Genomic DNA, 19512 nt, shown 5'->3' with positions numbered 1-19512 from the left:
GCCCTGTCGTCATTGGTTGGCAGGTCAATCAGAGCGATCAGGTTGCTGGTGAACCGTCAGAATCCCGGGTCATGTCGGTGATCCGGCCCATTGGCGTATCAGTTTGGCGTTGAGTCGCGTATCAGGCCCGACTGTGTTGTCGGGCCTGAGCTTACGGTTGCCTGACAATATCGACCGAGATCTCCACCGCCGCAATCGTGCCTCTGTTCTCAAGCCAGTGTGTGGTGTTCCTATCCTCGGGCCAGCCCACTCCCGGCCCATAGTCCGTGGCGACTCCATTTCGATGGTCAGTGATCGTTCCTTGCAGTATGTAGACGGTGCCGGGTCTGTCTTTATGGTTGTGAATCGGCCCGAAGACGCCTCCAGGCTCGATGGTCACCATACGCATTCTAAGTTGGCGCCCTGCCATGCCCTCGATCTCAGGGCCGAGGTCTACCGTTGCAAGTAACTTCACCGCAACACCTTTGGTCTCAGGTGCCTCCTGTTCGTTGCTCATCGTGCTCTCCTCTCTGCCTGACTAGAAGTACACATCCTAAAAGGTGTAATCGGTTGCCTTTGACGTTGGCCAGGTTCGCGGTTGGTTGCTCGCCTTGGCCGAGGAGGTTGCCTGCCGGGCCATGGGCGAAGCTTTCCGGGGTGGCGCCACGGACGTTGATCAGGCGGTCGAGCGGATCGTAGTGATAGCTGCGGTTGCCTTTGCGCCTGTCGTCGATACCGGCAAGGTTGCCGTTGGCGTCGTAAGTATAGCGGCGCTGGGGGCTAATACCTTGAAGGCTCAAAGCGATCCCAGCTTGAGCGGGTACTCAATAACCACATAAACCCGATCGATGTCATCGCCGGCCTGAGCGTTATTTGCTCGATGCGTCACATGGGACAGCTGCACGGACAAGTCCTTGGCCGGGCCCGACTGCACGATGTAGCGCAGGTCTATATCGCGTTCCCAATGCCGGCCGCCATCCCCTTGTTGAGGTTGGTAATCGCCAGTGCGCGGGTCGAACGGGTTATAAGCGCCGCCCTTGGGTGCCTGGGTACCGTCGATGCCACGCCCGGTCACGTAGCGGGCCATGAATTTCAAGCCGGGCAGGCCGAAAGTGCCGAGGTCGAAGTCGTAGCGCACCTGCCAGGAGCGTTCATGGGGGCCGTTGAAATCAGCGTACTTGATCGAGTTGGCCAGGTAGATGGAATCACCACCGACGAAGTCGAAGGGTGTGTCGCCGTTGATTTTTTGATAGGCGAGGGTGAAGGCTTGGGCTCCGGTGGTGTATTTGCCCGACAGGCTGTAGGCGCTGTTATTGATCGCTCCTGCTACGGCCTCGCCATAGTCCTGAGTCTGGTAAAGATTGCCGTCGAGGAAAAAACCGGACTGTTTCAGGTGCAGGTTGGCGTAGTACTGACGCCAGGTGTCGCTCAGTTGCGACGCATAAAAGGCACCGCCCACTGGGCGATCTTCGAACAGGTTGGCCCCGATAAAATCGATGCCGCCCGTACCAGTGCTCACACCGTAGCCGGAAAAGTCGCCCTTGCTGGTGGACGCATCCAGATTCTTGAAAGCAGTGAAGTGACCGGCCACCAGATGCACATCATCGATTTCACGGCTGTCGATCAACAAGCCCGTGGCGTATTCCGGTTGCAGGCGTTTGTCGGCCGTGTCGAAGACCGGCGTTTCCACAGTCATTTCACCGAACGCCAGGATGGTGCGAGAGACTCGCAACTTCAGGGCTCCACCACTACTGGAGTAGTTGTCTTCGCTGCGTCCGTCATGATCCAGAGGCAACAATCCCGTTCCGGAATGCCCCTTGCCGCCGTCCAGTTTCAAACCGAGAAATCCATGGGCGTCGATACCCACTCCAATCATGCCAGGGGTGAACCCGGATTCGAACGAGGTGATGAAACCCTGAGCCCATTCCTGTTTGTAACTCTTGTCTGCCGGCGAGGGCGATCGATAGTCATTGTTGAGGTAAAAGTTTCGGCTGAGCACCTCAAGCGTCGACCCTGCCAGCAAACCTTGTGCGGTGTGTACGGGCTCAGCGGCTATCACGGTTCCGGCTGTACTGGTGAGCAATATGCCCAACCACAAGGGCGCCCAGGGTCCGGTCGCGTTGAGATTTTTGGATGCATATATCTGCACTGCACACGGACCTTTATATGCAGGGCGGGAGTGGGAACTCCCGCGGTGAAGTCGGATTATGTCCAGGGGGGATCACTGGATCAGCGGAACATTTTTCGCTCGCTGGTAAGGACCGTATTCGACGGGCACCCAGGCGAAGGCTTTTTCGCGACCGCTGATATGCCCGATACCAGGGAAGGGCAAGTGAGCACCAGCAACCCAGGTACGGTCATGAGCGACCTGTTTGAACAGTTTTTCACGCGTCACGACGGCCTGTTTACCCTGGACATCGAAGCCGATGCTCACTTCTGGATGCTGGAACTGCACGGCGAAGCTGTGGACCATGTCACCCATGAACAGAATGCTCTGGCCGTTGGAGCTGAACGTGTAACCACTGCTGCCGGGTGTATGGCCGGGCAGGCTGACCGCGGTCACGCCGGGCACCAGCGACTGCTCGGGGGTGAAGGTTTTGAACCGGTGGACGGCGACATAGGGGGCCACCGATTTACGGGCGACCTCGAAGAAGCCACGGGCGTCTTTTGGGGCCTTGTCCAGGTTTTCCTGGCTGAGCCAGTAATCGGCCTCCGGTTTCGCTGCATACACGGTGGCGTTGGCGAACACCGGCTCGTCCTTGGTATTGATCAGGCCGCAGACATGATCGACATGCATGTGGGTGAGCAACACGGTATTCACTTGCTCAGGTTGGTAACCGGCAGCGCGGATGTTGTCGGGCAGCCAGCCCGCGGTTCCGCCGAAACAAGCACCGGCACCGGCATCCACCAGCACAAGGTTTTTACCGGTGTTGATCAGGAATGCGTTGAACGCGGTCGGCATGCCTGGGGTAAAAATGAACTTGCGTTCGAGCATGGCGCGAATGTCTTTCTGCGAAAGGCCTTTGAGCAGCGTCGGCCCGAGGTCGCTGTAGCCATCGAACAACGCGGTAACTTCGTACTCACCCACCGCCAGGCGCTGATAGCCGGGGGCCTGGGTTTGCAGTGGCGGCGGTGGCGCCGCCTGGGCTTGATTGCCTGAAAGCGTGAGACCCAGGGCCATCAGTGAGCCCTTGAAGTAGGAGGGGAGGTGTTTGAGAAGACTCATGGCTTGCGTCCTGGTTGCAATGAGAAAGGCGTGAAAAAGCGGCTACGCCTGTGCGCAGCCGCTGTCATTGCTCAATGGCCTTCAGAGGCCTGGAACATGGTTTTGGCGTAGATCAGCCCCAGGCCGTAGGCGCCGCCATTGGCGATCGAAGTCTTGACGGTTTCCTCGTAGGTTTCGCTGCGAGCCCAGTCACGTTGCAGCTCCAGCAGATATTGCAGTGCTGTCATTGGGCGGGCGCCGATTTGGATCATGCGTTGCACGGCCATTTCATGGGCTTCAATGGAGACATCGCCACAGGCATCGGCGATGAAGTACACCTCAAAGCCTTGATCGATAGCTGACAGCGCCGGGCCGACGATGCACACGGAGGTCCACAGTCCGGCGAGGACGATTTTCTGTTTTCCGAAGGCGTTGACTTCAACGGCGATGCGTTCGTCTTCCCAGGTGTTCATGCTGGTGCGGTCGATCACTTTGTGGTCCGGAAACACTGACTTGATCTCGTCGAAGATCGGGCCGGAAAAGCTTTTTTCGGCAACGGTGGTGAGGATGGTCGACACTTCGAAGCCCCGGGCGGCCTTGGCTACCAGCGCGGCGTTGTTACGCAGGGTCACAGCATCAATCGACTTGGTCGCGAAGGACATTTGCGACTGATGGTCGATCATGATCAAGGTATGGTCAGTTGGGGTAAGAAGGGTTTTGCCTGGAGCTGCTTTTGCGAGGGCCATGATATTTTTCCTTAAGTATTGGCGAGGGTTATTTGGGTTGCTCGACGACAAGTGCCGTTGAGCTGATGAAAAAGTCATCGGGTCTTTCGTGGGGAGATGGTCACGCATTCCACAAGGCCGAGATTGAACAGGTGTGCTGTGGTTTGGGATGTTTGTGCGATAGCGTGCGGTTTCTCGATAAGACAGCGGAACGCTTATCGGGTGACGGCAGCGATGGGCGTCACTTGACGACTGCAGGTGAGGGGAAATGATTCACGCCCAGAGATGTGAACCTGTAGCGGCCTGAATTGTGGTGTTGTCGAATTGTTCCGGCACAGGTGAGGGCGCGAGCACTGGCGGTATTTATCCTGATGACTCTAGTGCCGGGGTTGAAGCGCCATCTCGACAGCAGTCAGCAACGCGTCGCCGCTGAAGGGTTTGCGCAGACATTCACTGGCGCCGTAGTGGCTGGATTCAGTCAGTGTCGCTTCATCCCAGTATGCCGACATGCATATCACCGGAAACTTTCTGTCCAGGAGTGCAAGCGCTTGCATGACCTCTATTCCGGAAAGACCCTTCATTTTCACATCCAGCAGCAGACAGGCCACATCATTGAAGTTTTCGAGAGCCAGGAATTCCTCACCCGATGCGAATACCCGAGAGCGGTAACCCGCTGACCGGAGCAGATTGGCCAGGCTTTTGCGCACAGACGTGTCATCGTCCACGATGCAGACGATGATCATGGCATTGCCGGACACTCCGGGGGCGGCGCCGCCAGTATTGATAGTCATGAAGAACCCTGCATGGCTGACGCCGGCTCTGCGCTGATCAGGCCATACAGGCTGACCAGACTGACCAGCGAACGCGTCTGCATCTTCTCCATGATGTGTTTGCGGTGGACCTTGGCGGTGACTTCACTGGTGCCTAGCCGGTTGGCGATGTGCTTGTTGGACAGCCCTGCGACAATCAACGGCAGTACTTCGCGCTCACGGGGTGTCAACAGGACCGCCCTTTGACGGGCGCTCTGAATGCGTTGCCATTGCTCGAACGCCGTCGCTGCACGCTGACGGGTGGTGCGCAGGATGTCCAGCAACTGGTCGTCATTAAACGGTTTGGTCAGGAATTCCACCGCTCCCGCTTTCATGGCTTGCACCGACATTGGGATGGTGCCGAAACCGGTCATGAAAATGACCGGCCACGGATGCCCGCGTTGTCCGAGCGTCGATTGCAGTTCCAGCCCTGTCGCCTCGGGCAGGCTTATGTCCAGCAACAGGCAAGCGGGGCCGATGTTGAGATCAGCGCCAAGCAACTCCTCCGCCGAGGCAAATATCCGGTGCGCGATGCCTTCGGCTCGCAGCAATCGACTGAGCGCTGTGCGCACGGAGGTTTCATCGTCCACGATGAACACTGGCACCCTGTCAGGATCGATCGTCTCCTGATCTTGAGACGCCAAGGGGCCCGGAACCATCGGATGGAACGAGGGCATGGGCGGTTCACGTTCTTTCAATATTCGGTAACCTCGGCGCGGGACCGTCTGGATAAGTTGTTTTTCTCCGAGCAACTTGCGCAGCGAAGAAATCTGCACCTGCAGATTATTTTCCTCAACGATGGTGTCGGGCCAGACCTGTGTGATTAATTCGTCCTTGCTGACGATCCGGCCATCGGCCTGCATCAGCACCGAGAGGATTTCGAACGCCCGGCCCCCGACACGCAACGGCTGTCCATCACGAAAGGCTTCGCGCCGTTCCAGGGAAATCGTGGCTTGGCCGAGTCGGATCATGCGTTTCTCTACGCTGCGTTGGGGAAAAATCATGGGGAAGCTTCGATTCATCTGGTCTACACGCTAGGGGACAGCCCGACATATTGCAATTATCCCGAGGGATAACACGCGTGATTTTCAGGTGCGATAACCGCCTCTCAACGGCCATCATGGTGCCGGTTACGGACAAGATCGTTCTCCCGCATTTATCTAGCCAGAACGGTACGTATATTCTCGAGGCTCAGCCTGAAACGAATCTTTAGCGGTGATTTCTCATGCCCGGCAGTGTTCCCTCAGCATCCAGATCCCACAACCTTGAAGTCGTCCACGATGAAGCCTGGCTGGAACGTTGTGCCTTCGCAATGCTGCGCCGGGAAAACGATCTGACCTGGTTCACGCTTCAGGACCCGCAATCGGGAACATGCTGGATCGCCGTCCGGGCGCCGATTCAGCGGCCGGCCACATGCCAGCGGCTGGAGCGCGATTTTCACCTGTGCCTGGATCCGGCCTGGGCGATTGCCCCTGTCGCATTCATCCGCTCGGCCGAGGGGCCCTTGTTGCTCTATCCCTCGACGCAGACGCCGCTGATGGATCTGATCAGTGATACCGGGCTGCCACTGGGGCGCTTTCTGGCCATCGCCGTCGCGGCGGCCAATGCGCTTTCCTGTGCGCAGAAAGTGGGCGTGCGACATGCCAGTCTGCAACCCCACCACCTGATGGTGGATGCTGCCAATTCGGTCAAGCTCCTGGGTTTTCACAGCCATTGTGGGGAGGTGCCCATCGCTGAATTGCCTGGCTTGGAGCAATGGCCGTATCTGGCCCCCGAGCAGCTGCGGCGCGATGACGCCAGTTTTGACGCTCGCAGTGATGTCTACGCCTTGTCGACGATTCTTTATCAAGCGTTGACCGGCAACCTGCCGCTCACTGCCCGAGACCCATCCCAATGGCTGCACGTGCTAGCTGCCGTCCAGCCGGAGTCACCGGTGAGACATGTCGCCGGTCTGCCGGAAGGTATCTGTCGAGTGCTGCTCAAAGGCTTGGCGAAAGAGCCGGGTGCCCGTTATCAGAGCGCCGCATCGATGGCCGCGGATCTGGCCTGGTGCCAACAGCAATGGCTGGAGCATGGGCGCATCGACGCGTTTCGGCTGGGCGCTTTCGATGCGTTGCCTTCTGTGGCCCGCGGCGGTGCTCTGTTCGGTCGAGAGACCGAGCGCGCGCAGCTGATTGAATTGTTGCATCAGGTCCGCAGCGATGGCGTCGCCCGGGTTCTGTTGGTCGGCGGCGCGCCGGGTGCCGGCAAGTCGACGCTGATCCATCAGGGTATCCGGCCCCTGGCGCCCGGCTACTGGGCCAGCGGCAAGAGCAATCTGCAGCAGCAGGACATTCCCTACGCACCCCTGTCGGAAATTATCAGATCGCTAATGACCCAGTTGCTAGGCAAACCAGCTTTGGAGCTGGAGACGCTTGGCGATCTACTGGTCGAGCGGCTAAAGGGACGGGGCAGGGTCCTGGTGGAGCTGGCGCCCGAGGCTGAGCTGGTCATCGGTGTCACGCCTGAGCTGCCGAACATGCCGGCCCGACATGCGCTCGATCGCGCCAACCGCACCCTGCTCGATGTACTGGAAGTCTTCGCTCAGCCAGGAAGACCCCTGGTGCTGTTTGTGGATGATGTGCAGTGGGCAGACGATTCGACCCTCTCGTTCCTACAGGCCTTCGTCGATCGGCAGCCCAGACATCTGATCCTCCTCCTGGCATACCGCGAAACCGAGTCGCAGACTCTCGAGGGTGAGGGCGGATTGCTCAAGGTACTTGGACGTGAGCAATCGGTGCCCTGTACACGCGTCATGCTCGGTTCGTTGTCAGTGTCCGCGGTCGCAGAACTGATCGCCGCTGAACTGGACACTGACACCGCGCATATTGAAGCGCTCGCACACGTCGTGCATTACAAGACGGCCGGCAACCCGCTGTTTGTGAGTCAGGTATTGCGGGCGTTGATCGATGAGCGTCTGGTGCGTTTTGACGTGCAGTGTTGCCGCTGGGTCTGGAACCAGGAGGAGGTGGACGGTTATCGCTATGCGGACAATGTCGCCGACTTGATGGTGCTGCGACTCGAACGGCTGCCTTCGATGGAGCGTGAAGTGATACGCACGGCCGGCTATGTCGGCGGGCGCTGTGACGAATCGCTGCTGCACCAGTTAGTGCCCTATGATCCAGAACAGATGACACACGATGTGCAAAGCCTGGTCGATGCTGGATTTCTGCTGCGCGAACGTGAGCAACTGGTGTTTCCCCACGACCGTGTACTGGAGGCCGCCTGCCAGCTTCCTGCGCAGTCGGGACGCGCTGCCGAGCATGCCCGTATCGCCAGCGCCATGCTGGATCAGTGGGGCGAGCAGATACATGAACGTGTTTTCGAAGTCGCCAGCCAGATCCAGCGTATTGACGTCGATACGCTGGAGGCACATCGCCGTGCCGCATTCGTTGAACTGTTGGTCGAAGCCGCCGAACGCGCCAGGGACACTGCCGCCGTCGAGCAGGCCGTGGGTTTTCTGCGCACTGCCGAGAACTTGCTCGGCCAGACGGGTTGGTCAAGCCTCTACTCCCAAGCGTTCGCCACCCAATGGCTGGCTGCCGAGTGCGACATGCTCCTGGCCGATCTGTCCGGCGCCCAACGACGCCTGGACGATTGCCTGAGCCACGCCACCACAGTGCTCGACCGCGCGAAGACCTATCGGTTACGGGCCACTTTGCGCACGCTGCACTCCGATTACGAGGGCGCGATCACCGAGGCCCTGAGCGGTCTGACCCTGTTGGACATTCCCCTGCAGCGCAACCCCTCGCAGGAACAGTTGACCTTGGCGTTTTTCCAGGTACGTGCACTCCTCGGCACACGTCAGATCGCTGATCTGGTGCATTTACCCAAAGCGAATGACCAGCCTATCGAAGCCGCCATGGAGTTGCTCAGCACGCTGATTTCCTCCTTCTTCGTCAATGACGATATTCGTTTGCTGCATCTGGCGAAAATGGTCGAACTCACCCTGATGCATGGCACCACACCAAGCTGTGGTTATGGGTTTGCCTGGTTTGGCGTAATGATTGCCGAGCGCTATGGTGAATATGTGGACGGGCAAGCCTATGCCGAAGTGGCCCTTGCACTCACCAACAAGCACGGCTATGAAGCAGGGCGCACAGGTACGCTGGTAGCGCTCGATCAGGTCTGCCCGTGGACCCGGCCGATGGCCTACGCCCGACAGACAGCTTTCGCTGCATTGGAATGTGGCCAGGCTGGCGGCGACCTGGGCATGTCCTGCTATGCCTGCAACCACATCGGCTCCGACCTGCTGTTCATGGGCGAACCCTTGCAAGGGGTATTGAACGAACTGGATCAGGGCCTGGCCTGGGTGCGTCAATTCCATTACGTTGACATCGAACGCATCCTGCTGGCGCAACAGGCGTTCGCTACCGATCTGCGAGAAGGGCGCACGCACCGGCCGCTGGCCGAACTGGATGGCATGGAACATGACAGGTTCGGCCCCATCGATCGCTGCAGCGTGTCACAAACGACCCTGTTCTTTTCGTGGCTGTATTCCGGCATGTCCGCGTTTTATTTCGGTGATATCCCTTATGCATTGCGACGCTTCGAAGAAGCTGCGGTGCTGGCCTGGTCCATTCCGGCGCATATCAATCTTGCTGATTACTACCTGTTCTACAGTCTGGCGCTGGGCAGTGCGCAGGCGCCCGGCGAGGTGGTCGAAAAGCTACAAAAGCTCGAGCAGCACCGTCAGCGGTTTCTGTCATGGGTTGAGCTCAACCCGACGACCTTCCGCAACAAACTGCTGCTGATCGAAGGGGTGATTGCCCGTTTGCGTGGTCAGGAATTGGTGGCCATCCGCTGCTTCGATCAGTCGCAGATCGCCGCGGCGGCAGCCGGTTTCATCCATGAGCAGGCGTTGGCCCACGAACAACTGGCCGAAATCTGCTTACCTAACGGACTGGTCTCCGGTGCCAACCACCATCTGCGCGTCGCGCGTGACTGCTATAACCTGTGGGACGCTTGCGGCAAGGCCCGTCAGTTGGAAATCTTGCATCCGTTTCTGAGGGCTGAGCCGTCGTTCGAGTCGGCCAGGCCCGTGAGCCAGGTCCGTCTCGATCTTGAAGTGGGGATCGAGGCGGCGCGTGCGCTTTCGCGGGAGGTGTTGCTCGACCGTCTGGTCGAAACCTTAATGAATCACCTCATGATTCAAGCCGGTGCCGCCAATGGCGTTCTGATAATCGTCAATGGTGCCGAACTGCAAGTGGCGGCGACGGCTTCGGTCGAGGCCGGCAACGTGCGAGTCACATTGGACACCCGGCAATCGCTCGAACAGTTGGCGCCGTCCTCGGTACTCAACGCTACCATGCGCACCCGCATACCTCTGGTGATTGATGATGCCCGGGCTGATTGTCCCGAGGCCTACAGCGCCGATCTGCAACGGCGCCAGACGCGCTCCATGTTGTGCCTGCCATTACTCAAACAGAATATGTTGATCGGTGTGGTCTATCTGGAGAACAGTCTCGTCCCCCATCTGTTCAGCGCCGAGCGCCTGACCATGTTGGAAATTCTCGCTTCCCAGGCTGCTGTGTCACTGCAAACCGCCCAGCTGTATGCACGACTGGTCGAGGACAACCAGCTGCGTGCGCAGATGGAAGCGGATTTGCGCAGCTCCCGGGCTGAACTGGCGCGTAGCTCGCACCTCAAGGTTATGGGGGAGCTTTCGGCTTCGATTGCCCATGAAATCAGCCAGCCGCTGCTGGGCATTTTGTCCAACGCCTCGGCCAGCCTGCGCTGGCTCAAGCGTGATCAGCCCGATCTGGAAGAAGCCATTCAAGGGCTCGAAGACATTCGTTCCGACAGCGCCCGCGCTGCCGACATTGTCCAGGCGCTGCGCGCGCTCGCCAAACAAACGCCGATGCAACGGTTGCCAGTGCAGATCGATGATTTGATCGGTGAGGTCGTGCGCCTGACCGCCATCGACCTGGCGAACCGCAACGTACAATTGCAAACCCGGCTCGAGGCGCAATGCCCTGTGTGGGTCGATGCGGTGCAGATCCAACAGGTGGTGTTCAACCTCATCACCAATGCGCTGGAGGCCATCGCCGGAGCGGGGTTGCCGGAGGGGCGGATTATCATCAGTTCAGCGGTCAAGGACAGTCATGTTCAGGTCTGCTTTCAGGACAACGGGCCCGGCATTGACGCGCACCAGCGCGAGCAGATCTTCGATGCGTTCTACACCACCAAAGCCAGCGGCATGGGAATGGGTCTGGCCATTTGCAGGTCGGTGATTGGCGCGCACGGTGGGACGCTGGTCGTTCAGGACAGCGAGCAGGGCGCCCGGATTTGCTTCAACCTACCACTGGCGCCGACCAGCGCCGGATAAGAAAGGGCCGCATAAGCGGCCTAAGGGAGCGTTTTGTCGACCTCGATCAGTTCCACACATGCAGATCCTGCACGCGCGACTGTCCCACGCCCTCGACCAGGCTATCGCGAATGCTCCAATCGGGTATGTCCCGATCGATCACTGGCGGCTGGGGAAGATAGTTCGTTGCATGTTCAAAGGCCCGGCGCCATGCCTTGGGTGTCATCCCTTCCAGGCGGCTGAAGGTGCGGGTGAAATGCGAGTGGTCCGCAAAACCGCATTCATAGACCACCTCGGTAATCGGTATTGAGGTGATTAGCAGGGTTTTGGCTTTTTTGATCTTCATCCTCATCAGCCAGCCTTGAGGCGAGTAGCCAGTAACCTTTTTAAATGCCCGGGAAAAATGGCTGCGTGACAGGTTGCAGTGTTCGGCAATATCGCCGATGCGCACGCAGCTGCTCATGTCACGCAGCATCAGTTCCTTGGCGCGGCGCTCCTGCCAGTTGGACAGGGCACCCAGCGGTCGCGCAAGGGTACGTGGGATGTCTGAATCTACCGTTTGCGGGTTCATGGCAGCTCTCCTGATCGTTCAGGAAAGTCTGTCCGCCGACGACATTTAAAGTCCTTAAGCAAACCTTAAGAGTTATGAAACACTGCGCCCAATATCTATTCAGTGTGTTTTCACACGGCCTGGACCCGTAGCAGTCATCACCTCACCCCCCACTGGTATGGATGAGCAAGGCTATAAAAATCACGAAAGGTGCGAACAGCACCAAGCCGCCGACGGCGACTGCCCAACCCCAGGCAAAACCGCTTTCTCCCTTGAAACGACCGCCACTGAGCAAGCCAAGCACGTAAACGCCAATCCGATGAGCCAACATGTTGATCAAGATATCAAAGATGAAATCCATTTTTTGATCCTAGCGTTTCCTTGGACGCTGTAGCGCTACAGGTCCAATGTCTTCGCCATGATGATCGTGCGCTCTGATTCGTGAAACTCGTCCCGGATTTTTTTAAAGCCAAGTGAAGCATAAAAGCCTTCTGCGGTGATTGAAGAGGGAACACGTAGCAGGTTCAGGCCTGCATTTATGGCGATCGATTGAATCCTCTCCACCAGGTGTCTTCCGATCCCTTTCCTTTGATAGGTCGGATCGACAAACACGCTTCGGACAACGTCCTGATCAAGACTTGCAGTTGCGACGATATGACTGTCGACTATTGCTACGAGTACCTGACGCTGAGACAACAATTGAAGAATTGCCGGGGGAGAAAAGCTTTGCGTCACTTGATCGATGATCTTGGATGAGTAGTCCTGAGCATTGGACTCGCGGAGGGTTTTGATGATCGTTCGACTGATAGCCGGGGCGTCTGCGTTTATAGCGATTCGAATCAGGTAATCCACCAAGGTAGCTCCTTCCGTGTAATCGCTTGATCCTAGAAGGATTAGGCTTCACTGACCAAAACAAAAGGCGCAATAGCGGTTGTTGGTCGGATAGCGACGGTCAAACATCGACCGTCACTGTGGATTGACAACGCCAGTCTGATGTCCAGATACTGTACAAGTAAAGTACTTGGACGCAAGGTGACAGATGAACGCCGTACACATTGTTTCTGGCCCACTCGGGGCCGGTAAGTCGACACTAGCTCGGCAGATAACGGCCGAGCTAAACGCTGTCAGCTTCTCTATTGATGAATGGATGCAGCGTCTATACGGCCCGGATCTGCCTCAGCCCCTTAGCCTGGAATGGGTGCTTCCCCGTGTTAGACGTTGCGAGGCGCAAATATGGGAAACGTGCGTGCAGGTTCTAGCGTCGGGCAAGGATGTGGTGCTGGATCAAGGCTTTATGACGAAAGCAGACCGCACTCAAATCCGACTGCAGGCTCACAACGCGGGCTATGAGGTGCTTAGCCACTTCGTAAATGCCGATAAGCCGCTACGCCGTGAGCGCGTGTTGCAACGGAACCTGGAAAAAGGCGCGGGGTATTCGTTCGAAATAACAGCCCAAATGTTCGAAGCAATGGATGCACGCTTTGAACACCCATCCCCATCCGAACTGAAGGAGTGTTGCAATGTCTGACCACAAACCGGGTGCGGAAGGCACTTCGCCCTCAACACTTGAACGCTATATCCGTATATCCCGGGCATACACTGCCGCCACTCGGCGTATCGACGCCAAACTCTCTGCCGTGCATGGGTTGAGCTTTAGCGACTTCATGATTTTGCATCATCTTAAACTAGCCCATGGCGGCAGGCTTCGTCGTGCAGATTTGGCAGAGTGCATGGGCTTAACCGCGTCAGCCGTAACCAAATCCCTTCTGCCCTTGGAAAAAATAGGTTGGGTATCTCGCCAAAGCGATCCGCGCGATGCGCGCGTTGGTTATGCGTGCTTAACCCCCGCGGGCGCGCAGCTCGTTGACGACGCGGAGTTGACTGCAGAGAGCTCGTGCCAGGAGGCTTACCAAGCCATTTTTGGCGAGATGACAGGCGCTTGAATGTACTCGCCTACAACCTGAAACGGCTCATGAAAATCATCGGCACCACTGGCTTGATAAAGTCTTTAACGGCGTAAAAACCAATATTTTTACCATCCAAAAGGACTCCAAGAGTGCGGATTCCACGGCCATCCGGCCACCTATTCCATGAACATCCGGCCACTGATTCCACGGTGATCCGGCCACCCATTCCACGCTCATCCGGCCACCCTTAAGGCAGGCAGCAACGCAGGATTAATTCACTACCATCGACCTCTTTTATCGAAGCAGAGAGGTCGTCGTGGAGCGGTTATCCATGCGTAAGATTCGAGAAGTGCTACGTCTCAAATTCGAGGTCGGCCTATCTGCCCGCCAGGTCGCTATCAGCTTGCAAGTAGGTCGAGCTAGCGTCGGTGAGTACCTCAATCGCTTTGCTGCCAGCGGCCTGACCTGGCCCTCTGCGCTGACTGACGCCGAGTTGCAACGGCATCTTTTTCCGCCGCCGCCCGCTGTCCCCAGTGATCAACGTCCGGTACCAGACTGGGCTCATGTCCACGCCGAGTTGCGCCGCCCCGGCGTAACGCTGGCTTTGCTTTGGCAGGAATATCGACTCGCTCACCCGCAAGGCTTCCAGTACAGCTGGTTCTGCGAGCACTACCGCCTCTGGGCCGCCAAGGTCGACGTGGTCATGCGCCAGGAACATCGAGCTGGCGAGAAGCTGTTCGTCGATTACGCCGGACAGACCGCGCCGGTCATCGACCGGCGAACCGGAGAGATCCGTCAGGCCCAGATCTTCGTCGCCGTGCTGGGGGCATCGAGCTACACCTTTGCCGAAGCCACCTGGTCGCAGAAACTGCCCGACTGGCTGGGCTCACACGTCCGATGTTTTGCCTTTCTCGGCGGTACGTCGCAGATCCTGGTGCCCGATAATCTGCGCAGCGGCGTCACCAAAGCGCACCGTTACGAGCCGGATATCAACCCCAGCTACCGCGACTTGGCCGAGCATTACGGCATCGCCGTATTACCTGCTCGCTCACGAAAACCCAAGGACAAAGCCAAGGTAGAAGTCGGCGTGCAAGTGGTCGAGCGCTGGATATTGGCGGTCTTGCGCAACCGCCAGTTCTTCTCGCTGGGCGAACTCAACACGGCGATCGGCGTGCTGCTGGAGCGGCTCAACAACAAGCCCTTCAAAAAGCTGCCCGGCTCACGCCGATCAGCCTTCGAAAGCATCGACCAACCGGCACTGCAAGCGCTGCCGGAACGCCCATACATCTACGCGGAATGGAAAAAAGTGCGAGTCCATATCGACTACCACGTCGAGGTCGATGGCCACTTTTACTCGGTACCGTACCAGTTGGTGAAGCACCAACTCGAAGTGCGGCTGACCGAGAAGACCGTCGAGTGCTTCCACGCCAACCAGCGCGTGGCCAGCCATCTGCGCTCGCAGCACAAAGGTCGCCACACCACCCAAACCGAGCACATGCCCAAGAGCCACCGAGAACATGCAGAGTGGACGCCGCAACGGTTGATCCGCTGGGCGGAGCAAACTGGGCCCAACACTGCTGGCGTCATCGCCTACATCCTCGAACGCCGAATCCACCCGCAGCAGGGCTTCCGCGCCTGCCTGGGCATCCTGCGCCTGAGCAAACAGCACGGCGAAGAGCGGCTGGAAGCCGCTTGTCAGCGTGCGCTGGCACTGGGCGCGTGCAGTTACAAAAGCCTCGAATCGATCCTGCGCCAAGGGCTGGAACGGCTGCCGCTGGCCCAGCAAAACCTGCCGCTGTTGCCCGACGAACACATCAACCTGCGCGGCCCCGGCTACTACCACTGACCTGAAAAAGGAGCTTCGAAATGCTACCGAATCCGACCTTGGACAAGCTGCAAACCCTTCGCCTGCACGGCATGATCAAGGCGCTTGGCGAACAACATGCGACACCGGACATCAACGATCTCAGCTTCGATGAACGCCTGGGCTTGATGGTCGACCGGGAGCTAACCGAGCGTGAAAATGCGCGCCTGAGCACTCGTCTCAAAGCCGCCCGACTGCGCCACAACGCTTGCCTGGAAGACATCGATTACCGCAGCCCGCGTGGCCTGGACAAGTCCATGATCCTGCAACTGGGCAGCGGCCAGTGGCTGCGCGATGGCTTGAACCTGATCATCGGCGGCCCGACCGGTGTAGGCAAAACCTGGCTCGCCTGCGCGCTGGCCCACAAGGCCTGCCGGGACGGCTACAGCGTGCGCTACTTGCGTCTGCCGCGCCTGATGGAGGAACTGGGCCTGGCCCACGGAGACGGTCGCTTCGCCAAATTAATGGCCGGCTATGCCAAGACCGACCTGCTGATCTTGGACGACTGGGGCCTAGCGCCGTTTACCGCTGCACAAAGGCGCGACATGCTTGAACTGCTGGACGACCGTTACGGCAACCGCTCGACGCTGGTGACAAGCCAGATGCCGGTGGACAAATGGCACGCGCTGATCGGCGATCCGACCTTGGGCGATGCGATCCTCGACAGGCTGGTGCACAACGCTTATCGGATCGAACTGAAGGGTGAATCGATGCGCAGGCGCGCAACGAAATTGACGGCGGCAGGGGCTTAAGACTAACAATGCAAACCTGCGTCGCTGCGCTCCGACTGCCTGGCCGGATGAGCGTGGAACAGGTGGCCGGATGTTGGTGGGCTGGGTGGCCGGATGGCATGGAATGCGCACTCCAAGAGTCAGCTGAGCCATTTCAACTGTTCTTGGAAACGACAGCCACTGATGCGACAGCTACATGCCACCCTCGACCATTCCACTCGTTTGCGGTTAGCAACAACACAGGCAACCGCTGATCAGCGGTTGATCGGGGTCGTTTTCGAGAAATGTGACCATGACTTCCATTCCCGTTCGGGGGGACGTAATTTCACAACTCCAATTGGAGGCCCCCCCCAGCCAACAACTACTTTTGTCGTCAAATCTACCTTCGCGGTCCCAGGGGAGCTTGACCTTGACCCTTCCGAGGCGCCGATCACACTGGATCTCCTCGTCTTCCAGAGCGATGACCACAGCGGTCTGGTTGCTTGGCACCTGAGGTTTCATGTGAGCCAAAGGCGGACGATAGAACACGTCCCACGGAAGAACAATAAAGCGGTTGCGGTAACCCTGATGAAAGTCATCCTCGTTGTCAGTGTTGCCACTGGCGACGTTCTCACTCAATACTTGTGGTTGCTTGCCTTCGTGGATGACCTGAGTCAGTAGCCATAGGTCGTTCCACTCTTGGCGCGGGTGGCCTGAGATTTCCAGAACATGGCCGCTGACTAACCGCGTCTGGTCACCTTGCCCTTCAGCTTGACGATAAGCAGCGTGGCGGCGCTCCATAGCACGCAGAGTTATCTGCTTGCCGTGCTCATGACCTGTGAAACGCTCCAGCTTGTCATCGTTTTCGATGTCTAGGTGTTGCTCGTTTCTCCCTAGGCGAAAGGTCGACTCCAACTGCAAACGCTGTTGCTCAAAATCATAGTCACTGTGCGAGATACGACTGGTGAGGGGCCCCAGACGCAGGTTGAAGCGCTTGATCAGTGGCTCGTTGGCCACCATATCGCTCTCTTGTCTATAAGCAGTGGGTTGCCCAATCTTGGGAAAAACCGCTTGGTCATCGCCAAAGACCAGCACGTGGCCTTGAGCGCTGTGTTGGAAGTGGAAGTGGATACCCTCTTCTTCGCACAAGCGCTGAATAAAGTGCAAATCCGTTTCGTCGTACTGGGTACAGTAGTCACGCTCGGGATAGGTCGACCCCAGATAAAACCGATAAGAGTCGCCCAAGATCCCATGCTCTTCCAGTATCAATGCGACGATTTTCGGCACTGAGAACTGTTGATAGATCCTCTGGTTGATGCGGTGGCGCAAGTAGGACAGGTGCGGTACGAGGGTCAGGTTGTAGCGCGTCAAACGCTGACCATTACCGCTTTGAGCGATGTGATAGACCCGTCCATGAATGCCGTTGACCTGCGTGTCGAAGTTCAGAAAAGCCTCTTTGTCGAAGAGGCTTTCGAGATCCAGGTCAGACCGCTCGCTAACAAGCTCCACGTTGAAGAAGTAAGGCCTGCTGATCGCCTCCTCTCCGGTGAATGCGAGCACTTGAAAATCGTGCTCAAAACCGTCGATTGTCAAACTGAAATGCGTCTGATTGGCTGGGCTGAACATCCGTTGTTCTCTTCTTCCACAAGGTGTTGAATTGACGCTGTCGCAGACAGCAATGTCAGGAAGCTGGGTAAATCCAGCCCCAGGGCAAGAACCTATAGCCGGGAGGGGCTTAGCAGCCACTTTTAAAAACAGCTGCGCGAATGCCGTTACGAGCAATAGAGCAAGGGCCATCAGCATCGGCAGCTTCCGACGCCAACTCCAACGCGAGGGGTTCTCCTTCCAGGAACTGGGGGTGAAGTGCGCGAGACTATCGCCTTCGAGTGTCTGCGCAATAACGATTGAGTATCCTGTCCATTGCTGAAAAAGCCGGATTCCGCGAGGAGAGTGCGTTTCACCGGGCTTTTAAACAATGGACCGGAGAGAGCTCTGGGTAATACTGGGAAAAATGGAGTACAGGCACTAACCCACTAGCTCAGCACTCCCTATATATCGGCGTTTGTGTCTTACTTTCCGGACATAAATTGCCTCAACCTGCTGCCCGCCCCAGGCTCACGTCTATGGCCAGGACGAAAGGCTAATGATGTGGCGGCGGGCATCGATCTTCTTAAAATTTACATAGAGCAGCAGGCGACAAATCAAGTCAGATTACATGCCACTCTTCACTTTGGTCCAAATCCGTGTGCGGATTCGCTCTAACTTCAATGGCAGTGGCTCAAGTGGAACAAATGTAGCAATAGTCTTTTTGTCTGGATAAATCCAAAGATTGTCTCGCAGCTTCTGTTCGACAAACTCAGTGGCATCTTTATTGGCGTTAGGATATAGAGTGTGATTTGAGGTCTTGGCAATAATTTTTGGTTGTAGCATATAATTAATAAACGCCATGCCTTCCTTTGGGTGGGGAGCGTCTTTTAGTAGAACCAGATTTTCCGACCAGACCAGCGCCCCTTCGCGAGGAAGGCTGTAGGTAATCTTGCGTCCAGTGTTGGCCTTCTCGTTTATGGCCTGTGCAGCAAGGGCACCATTAGCCCATCCCACAACTGCACAAATATTGCCGTCGGCCAGATCAGCGTCAATTCTGGATGAATCGAAATAGAGGACGTAAGGACGGATTTTTAACAGCAGGGCTTGAGCTTTCTGGTAATCATCCGGATTCCTACTGTTGCTGGGGAGCCCAAGGTAATGCAAAGCAATCGAAATGATCTCACTTGGAGAGTCGAGCATTGCCACACCACACGACTGGAGCTTACTGATGTTTTCTTCTTTGAAGATCAAATCCCAGCTATTCACCGGAGCATTATCACCCAATGCCGCTTTGACTTTGTCAACGTTATAGCCAATGCCGGTGGTGCCCCATAAATAGGGCACAGCATAGCGATTACCAGGATCATTGATCGCGACCTGGGACAAGATATCAGGATCGATATGTGAAAAATTACTCAGTTGATCACGATCCAGCGGCTGAAGTACTCCCGCCTGGATCAGGCTTGGCAACACATTGGAGGTAGCCACAACCACGTCATACCCCGTGCGCCCAGCCATTATCTTGCTCTGCATGATTTCGGCGCTGTCGAACGCATCCATATGCACTCTGGTGCCGGTTTCCTGCTCGAACTCCTTTGGGGTCTCCGGTGCGATAAACCCGAACCAGTTATACAGATACAACCCAGGCTCTACAGCCCCCACTGATGTGCTTATCCCTACACAGAGAAGCGAGGCTGAAAAAACGGTTCGCAAATGTGATTTTCTCATGCAACATCCTTGTCAAGGCGATGTGCCCTCATGGCCATCGTAAGCTCTGATAGTGAATATACCGGGCATTACCGAATAGTAAATACCTACGAATACTTACCT

At 57.2% G+C, this 19512-nt stretch carries 16 protein-coding genes and 2 pseudogenes; 6 read left to right on the top strand and 12 right to left on the bottom strand.

The features are described 5' to 3' along the window. Positions 1-151: 151 nt before the first annotated feature. From ACZ89R_RS04120 to ACZ89R_RS04090, 7 genes and pseudogenes are all read right to left on the bottom strand, one after another. The gene (locus ACZ89R_RS04120; protein ID WP_192344462.1) at positions 152-496 is read right to left on the bottom strand and encodes a cupin domain-containing protein; all 345 of its coding nucleotides are present in this window, start codon (positions 494-496) and stop codon (positions 152-154) included. A gap of 34 nt (positions 497-530) precedes the next feature. After that, a pseudogene (locus ACZ89R_RS04115) lies at positions 531-755 on the bottom strand (RHS repeat-associated core domain-containing protein); the annotation flags it as partial. 20 nt (positions 756-775) lie between these two features. Further along, positions 776-2062 (bottom strand): OprD family porin, encoded by a 1287-nt coding sequence (locus ACZ89R_RS04110; protein ID WP_429546603.1) that lies wholly within the window; start codon positions 2060-2062, stop codon positions 776-778. 138 nt (positions 2063-2200) lie between these two features. After that, positions 2201-3205 carry an MBL fold metallo-hydrolase gene (locus ACZ89R_RS04105; RefSeq protein WP_429546604.1) on the bottom strand — a complete coding sequence of 335 codons (1005 nt, stop codon included), beginning with the start codon at positions 3203-3205 and terminating at the stop codon, positions 2201-2203. Between the two features lie 71 nt (positions 3206-3276). Beyond that, positions 3277-3930: a hydrolase gene (locus ACZ89R_RS04100; RefSeq protein WP_008075462.1), complete on the bottom strand. Its 654-nt coding sequence runs from the start codon at positions 3928-3930 to the stop codon at positions 3277-3279. A 356-nt stretch (positions 3931-4286) separates the two neighbouring features. Further along, complete coding sequence (locus tag ACZ89R_RS04095) at positions 4287-4652, bottom strand: response regulator transcription factor (protein WP_429547909.1); 366 nt, start codon at positions 4650-4652, stop codon at positions 4287-4289. Between the two features lie 44 nt (positions 4653-4696). After that, positions 4697-5689, bottom strand: a complete 993-nt coding sequence (locus ACZ89R_RS04090; RefSeq protein ID WP_429546605.1) for a response regulator — start codon at positions 5687-5689, stop codon at positions 4697-4699. Between the two features lie 341 nt (positions 5690-6030). Here ACZ89R_RS04090 and ACZ89R_RS04085 point away from each other — a divergent pair, with 341 nt between their 5' ends. After that, a complete protein-coding gene (locus tag ACZ89R_RS04085; protein ID WP_476241490.1) occupies positions 6031-11085 on the top strand; it encodes a trifunctional serine/threonine-protein kinase/ATP-binding protein/sensor histidine kinase in 5055 nt (1684 codons plus the stop codon). Positions 11086-11131: 46 nt separating this feature from the next. Here the strand turns inward: ACZ89R_RS04085 and ACZ89R_RS04080 are convergent, their stop codons facing one another. From ACZ89R_RS04080 to ACZ89R_RS04070, 3 genes are all read right to left on the bottom strand, one after another. Beyond that, positions 11132-11635, bottom strand: a complete 504-nt coding sequence (locus tag ACZ89R_RS04080; RefSeq protein WP_429546607.1) for a helix-turn-helix transcriptional regulator — start codon at positions 11633-11635, stop codon at positions 11132-11134. 142 nt (positions 11636-11777) lie between these two features. Next, on the bottom strand, positions 11778-11975 hold the full coding sequence (locus ACZ89R_RS04075) for a hypothetical protein (RefSeq protein ID WP_223570258.1): 198 nt from the start codon (positions 11973-11975) through the stop codon (positions 11778-11780). A 35-nt stretch (positions 11976-12010) separates the two neighbouring features. Beyond that, positions 12011-12466, bottom strand: coding sequence for a GNAT family N-acetyltransferase (locus ACZ89R_RS04070; RefSeq protein ID WP_429546608.1), 456 nt, complete (start codon positions 12464-12466; stop codon positions 12011-12013). Positions 12467-12653: 187 nt separating this feature from the next. Here ACZ89R_RS04070 and ACZ89R_RS04065 point away from each other — a divergent pair, with 187 nt between their 5' ends. The 4 genes from ACZ89R_RS04065 to istB all read left to right on the top strand — a co-directional run bounded on the left by ACZ89R_RS04065 (position 12654) and on the right by istB (position 16137). After that, the gene (locus ACZ89R_RS04065) at positions 12654-13142 is read left to right on the top strand and encodes a P-loop nucleotide/nucleoside kinase family protein (RefSeq protein WP_429546609.1); all 489 of its coding nucleotides are present in this window, start codon (positions 12654-12656) and stop codon (positions 13140-13142) included. Further along, positions 13135-13557, top strand: a complete 423-nt coding sequence (locus ACZ89R_RS04060; protein WP_429546610.1) for a MarR family winged helix-turn-helix transcriptional regulator — start codon at positions 13135-13137, stop codon at positions 13555-13557. Before ACZ89R_RS04065 ends, ACZ89R_RS04060 begins: the two co-directional genes overlap by 8 nt. A gap of 295 nt (positions 13558-13852) precedes the next feature. Continuing rightward, on the top strand, positions 13853-15367 hold the full coding sequence (gene istA, locus ACZ89R_RS04055; protein ID WP_429545484.1) for an IS21 family transposase: 1515 nt from the start codon (positions 13853-13855) through the stop codon (positions 15365-15367). Positions 15368-15387: 20 nt separating this feature from the next. After that, positions 15388-16137 carry an IS21-like element ISPsy14 family helper ATPase IstB gene (istB, locus tag ACZ89R_RS04050; RefSeq protein ID WP_429545483.1) on the top strand — a complete coding sequence of 250 codons (750 nt, stop codon included), beginning with the start codon at positions 15388-15390 and terminating at the stop codon, positions 16135-16137. Between the two features lie 207 nt (positions 16138-16344). Here istB and tssI read toward each other — a convergent pair whose 3' ends face one another. Then, positions 16345-17898: a type VI secretion system tip protein TssI/VgrG gene (gene tssI / locus ACZ89R_RS04045; RefSeq protein WP_429546611.1), complete on the bottom strand. Its 1554-nt coding sequence runs from the start codon at positions 17896-17898 to the stop codon at positions 16345-16347. On the opposite strand from tssI, the pseudogene ACZ89R_RS04040 reads away from it, so the two are divergent. Further along, positions 17891-18095: pseudogene (locus tag ACZ89R_RS04040) on the top strand (helix-turn-helix domain-containing protein); the annotation flags it as partial. The gene tssI and the pseudogene ACZ89R_RS04040 overlap by 8 nt on opposite strands. A 211-nt stretch (positions 18096-18306) precedes the next feature. Here the strand turns inward: ACZ89R_RS04040 and ACZ89R_RS04035 are convergent. Continuing rightward, complete coding sequence (locus ACZ89R_RS04035) at positions 18307-19410, bottom strand: polyamine ABC transporter substrate-binding protein (protein WP_429546612.1); 1104 nt, start codon at positions 19408-19410, stop codon at positions 18307-18309. Between the last annotated feature and the right edge of the window lie 102 nt (positions 19411-19512).

The organism is Pseudomonas sp. TE3728, assembly GCF_056279145.1.
This window is presented reverse-complemented; position numbering and strand designations above follow the sequence as displayed.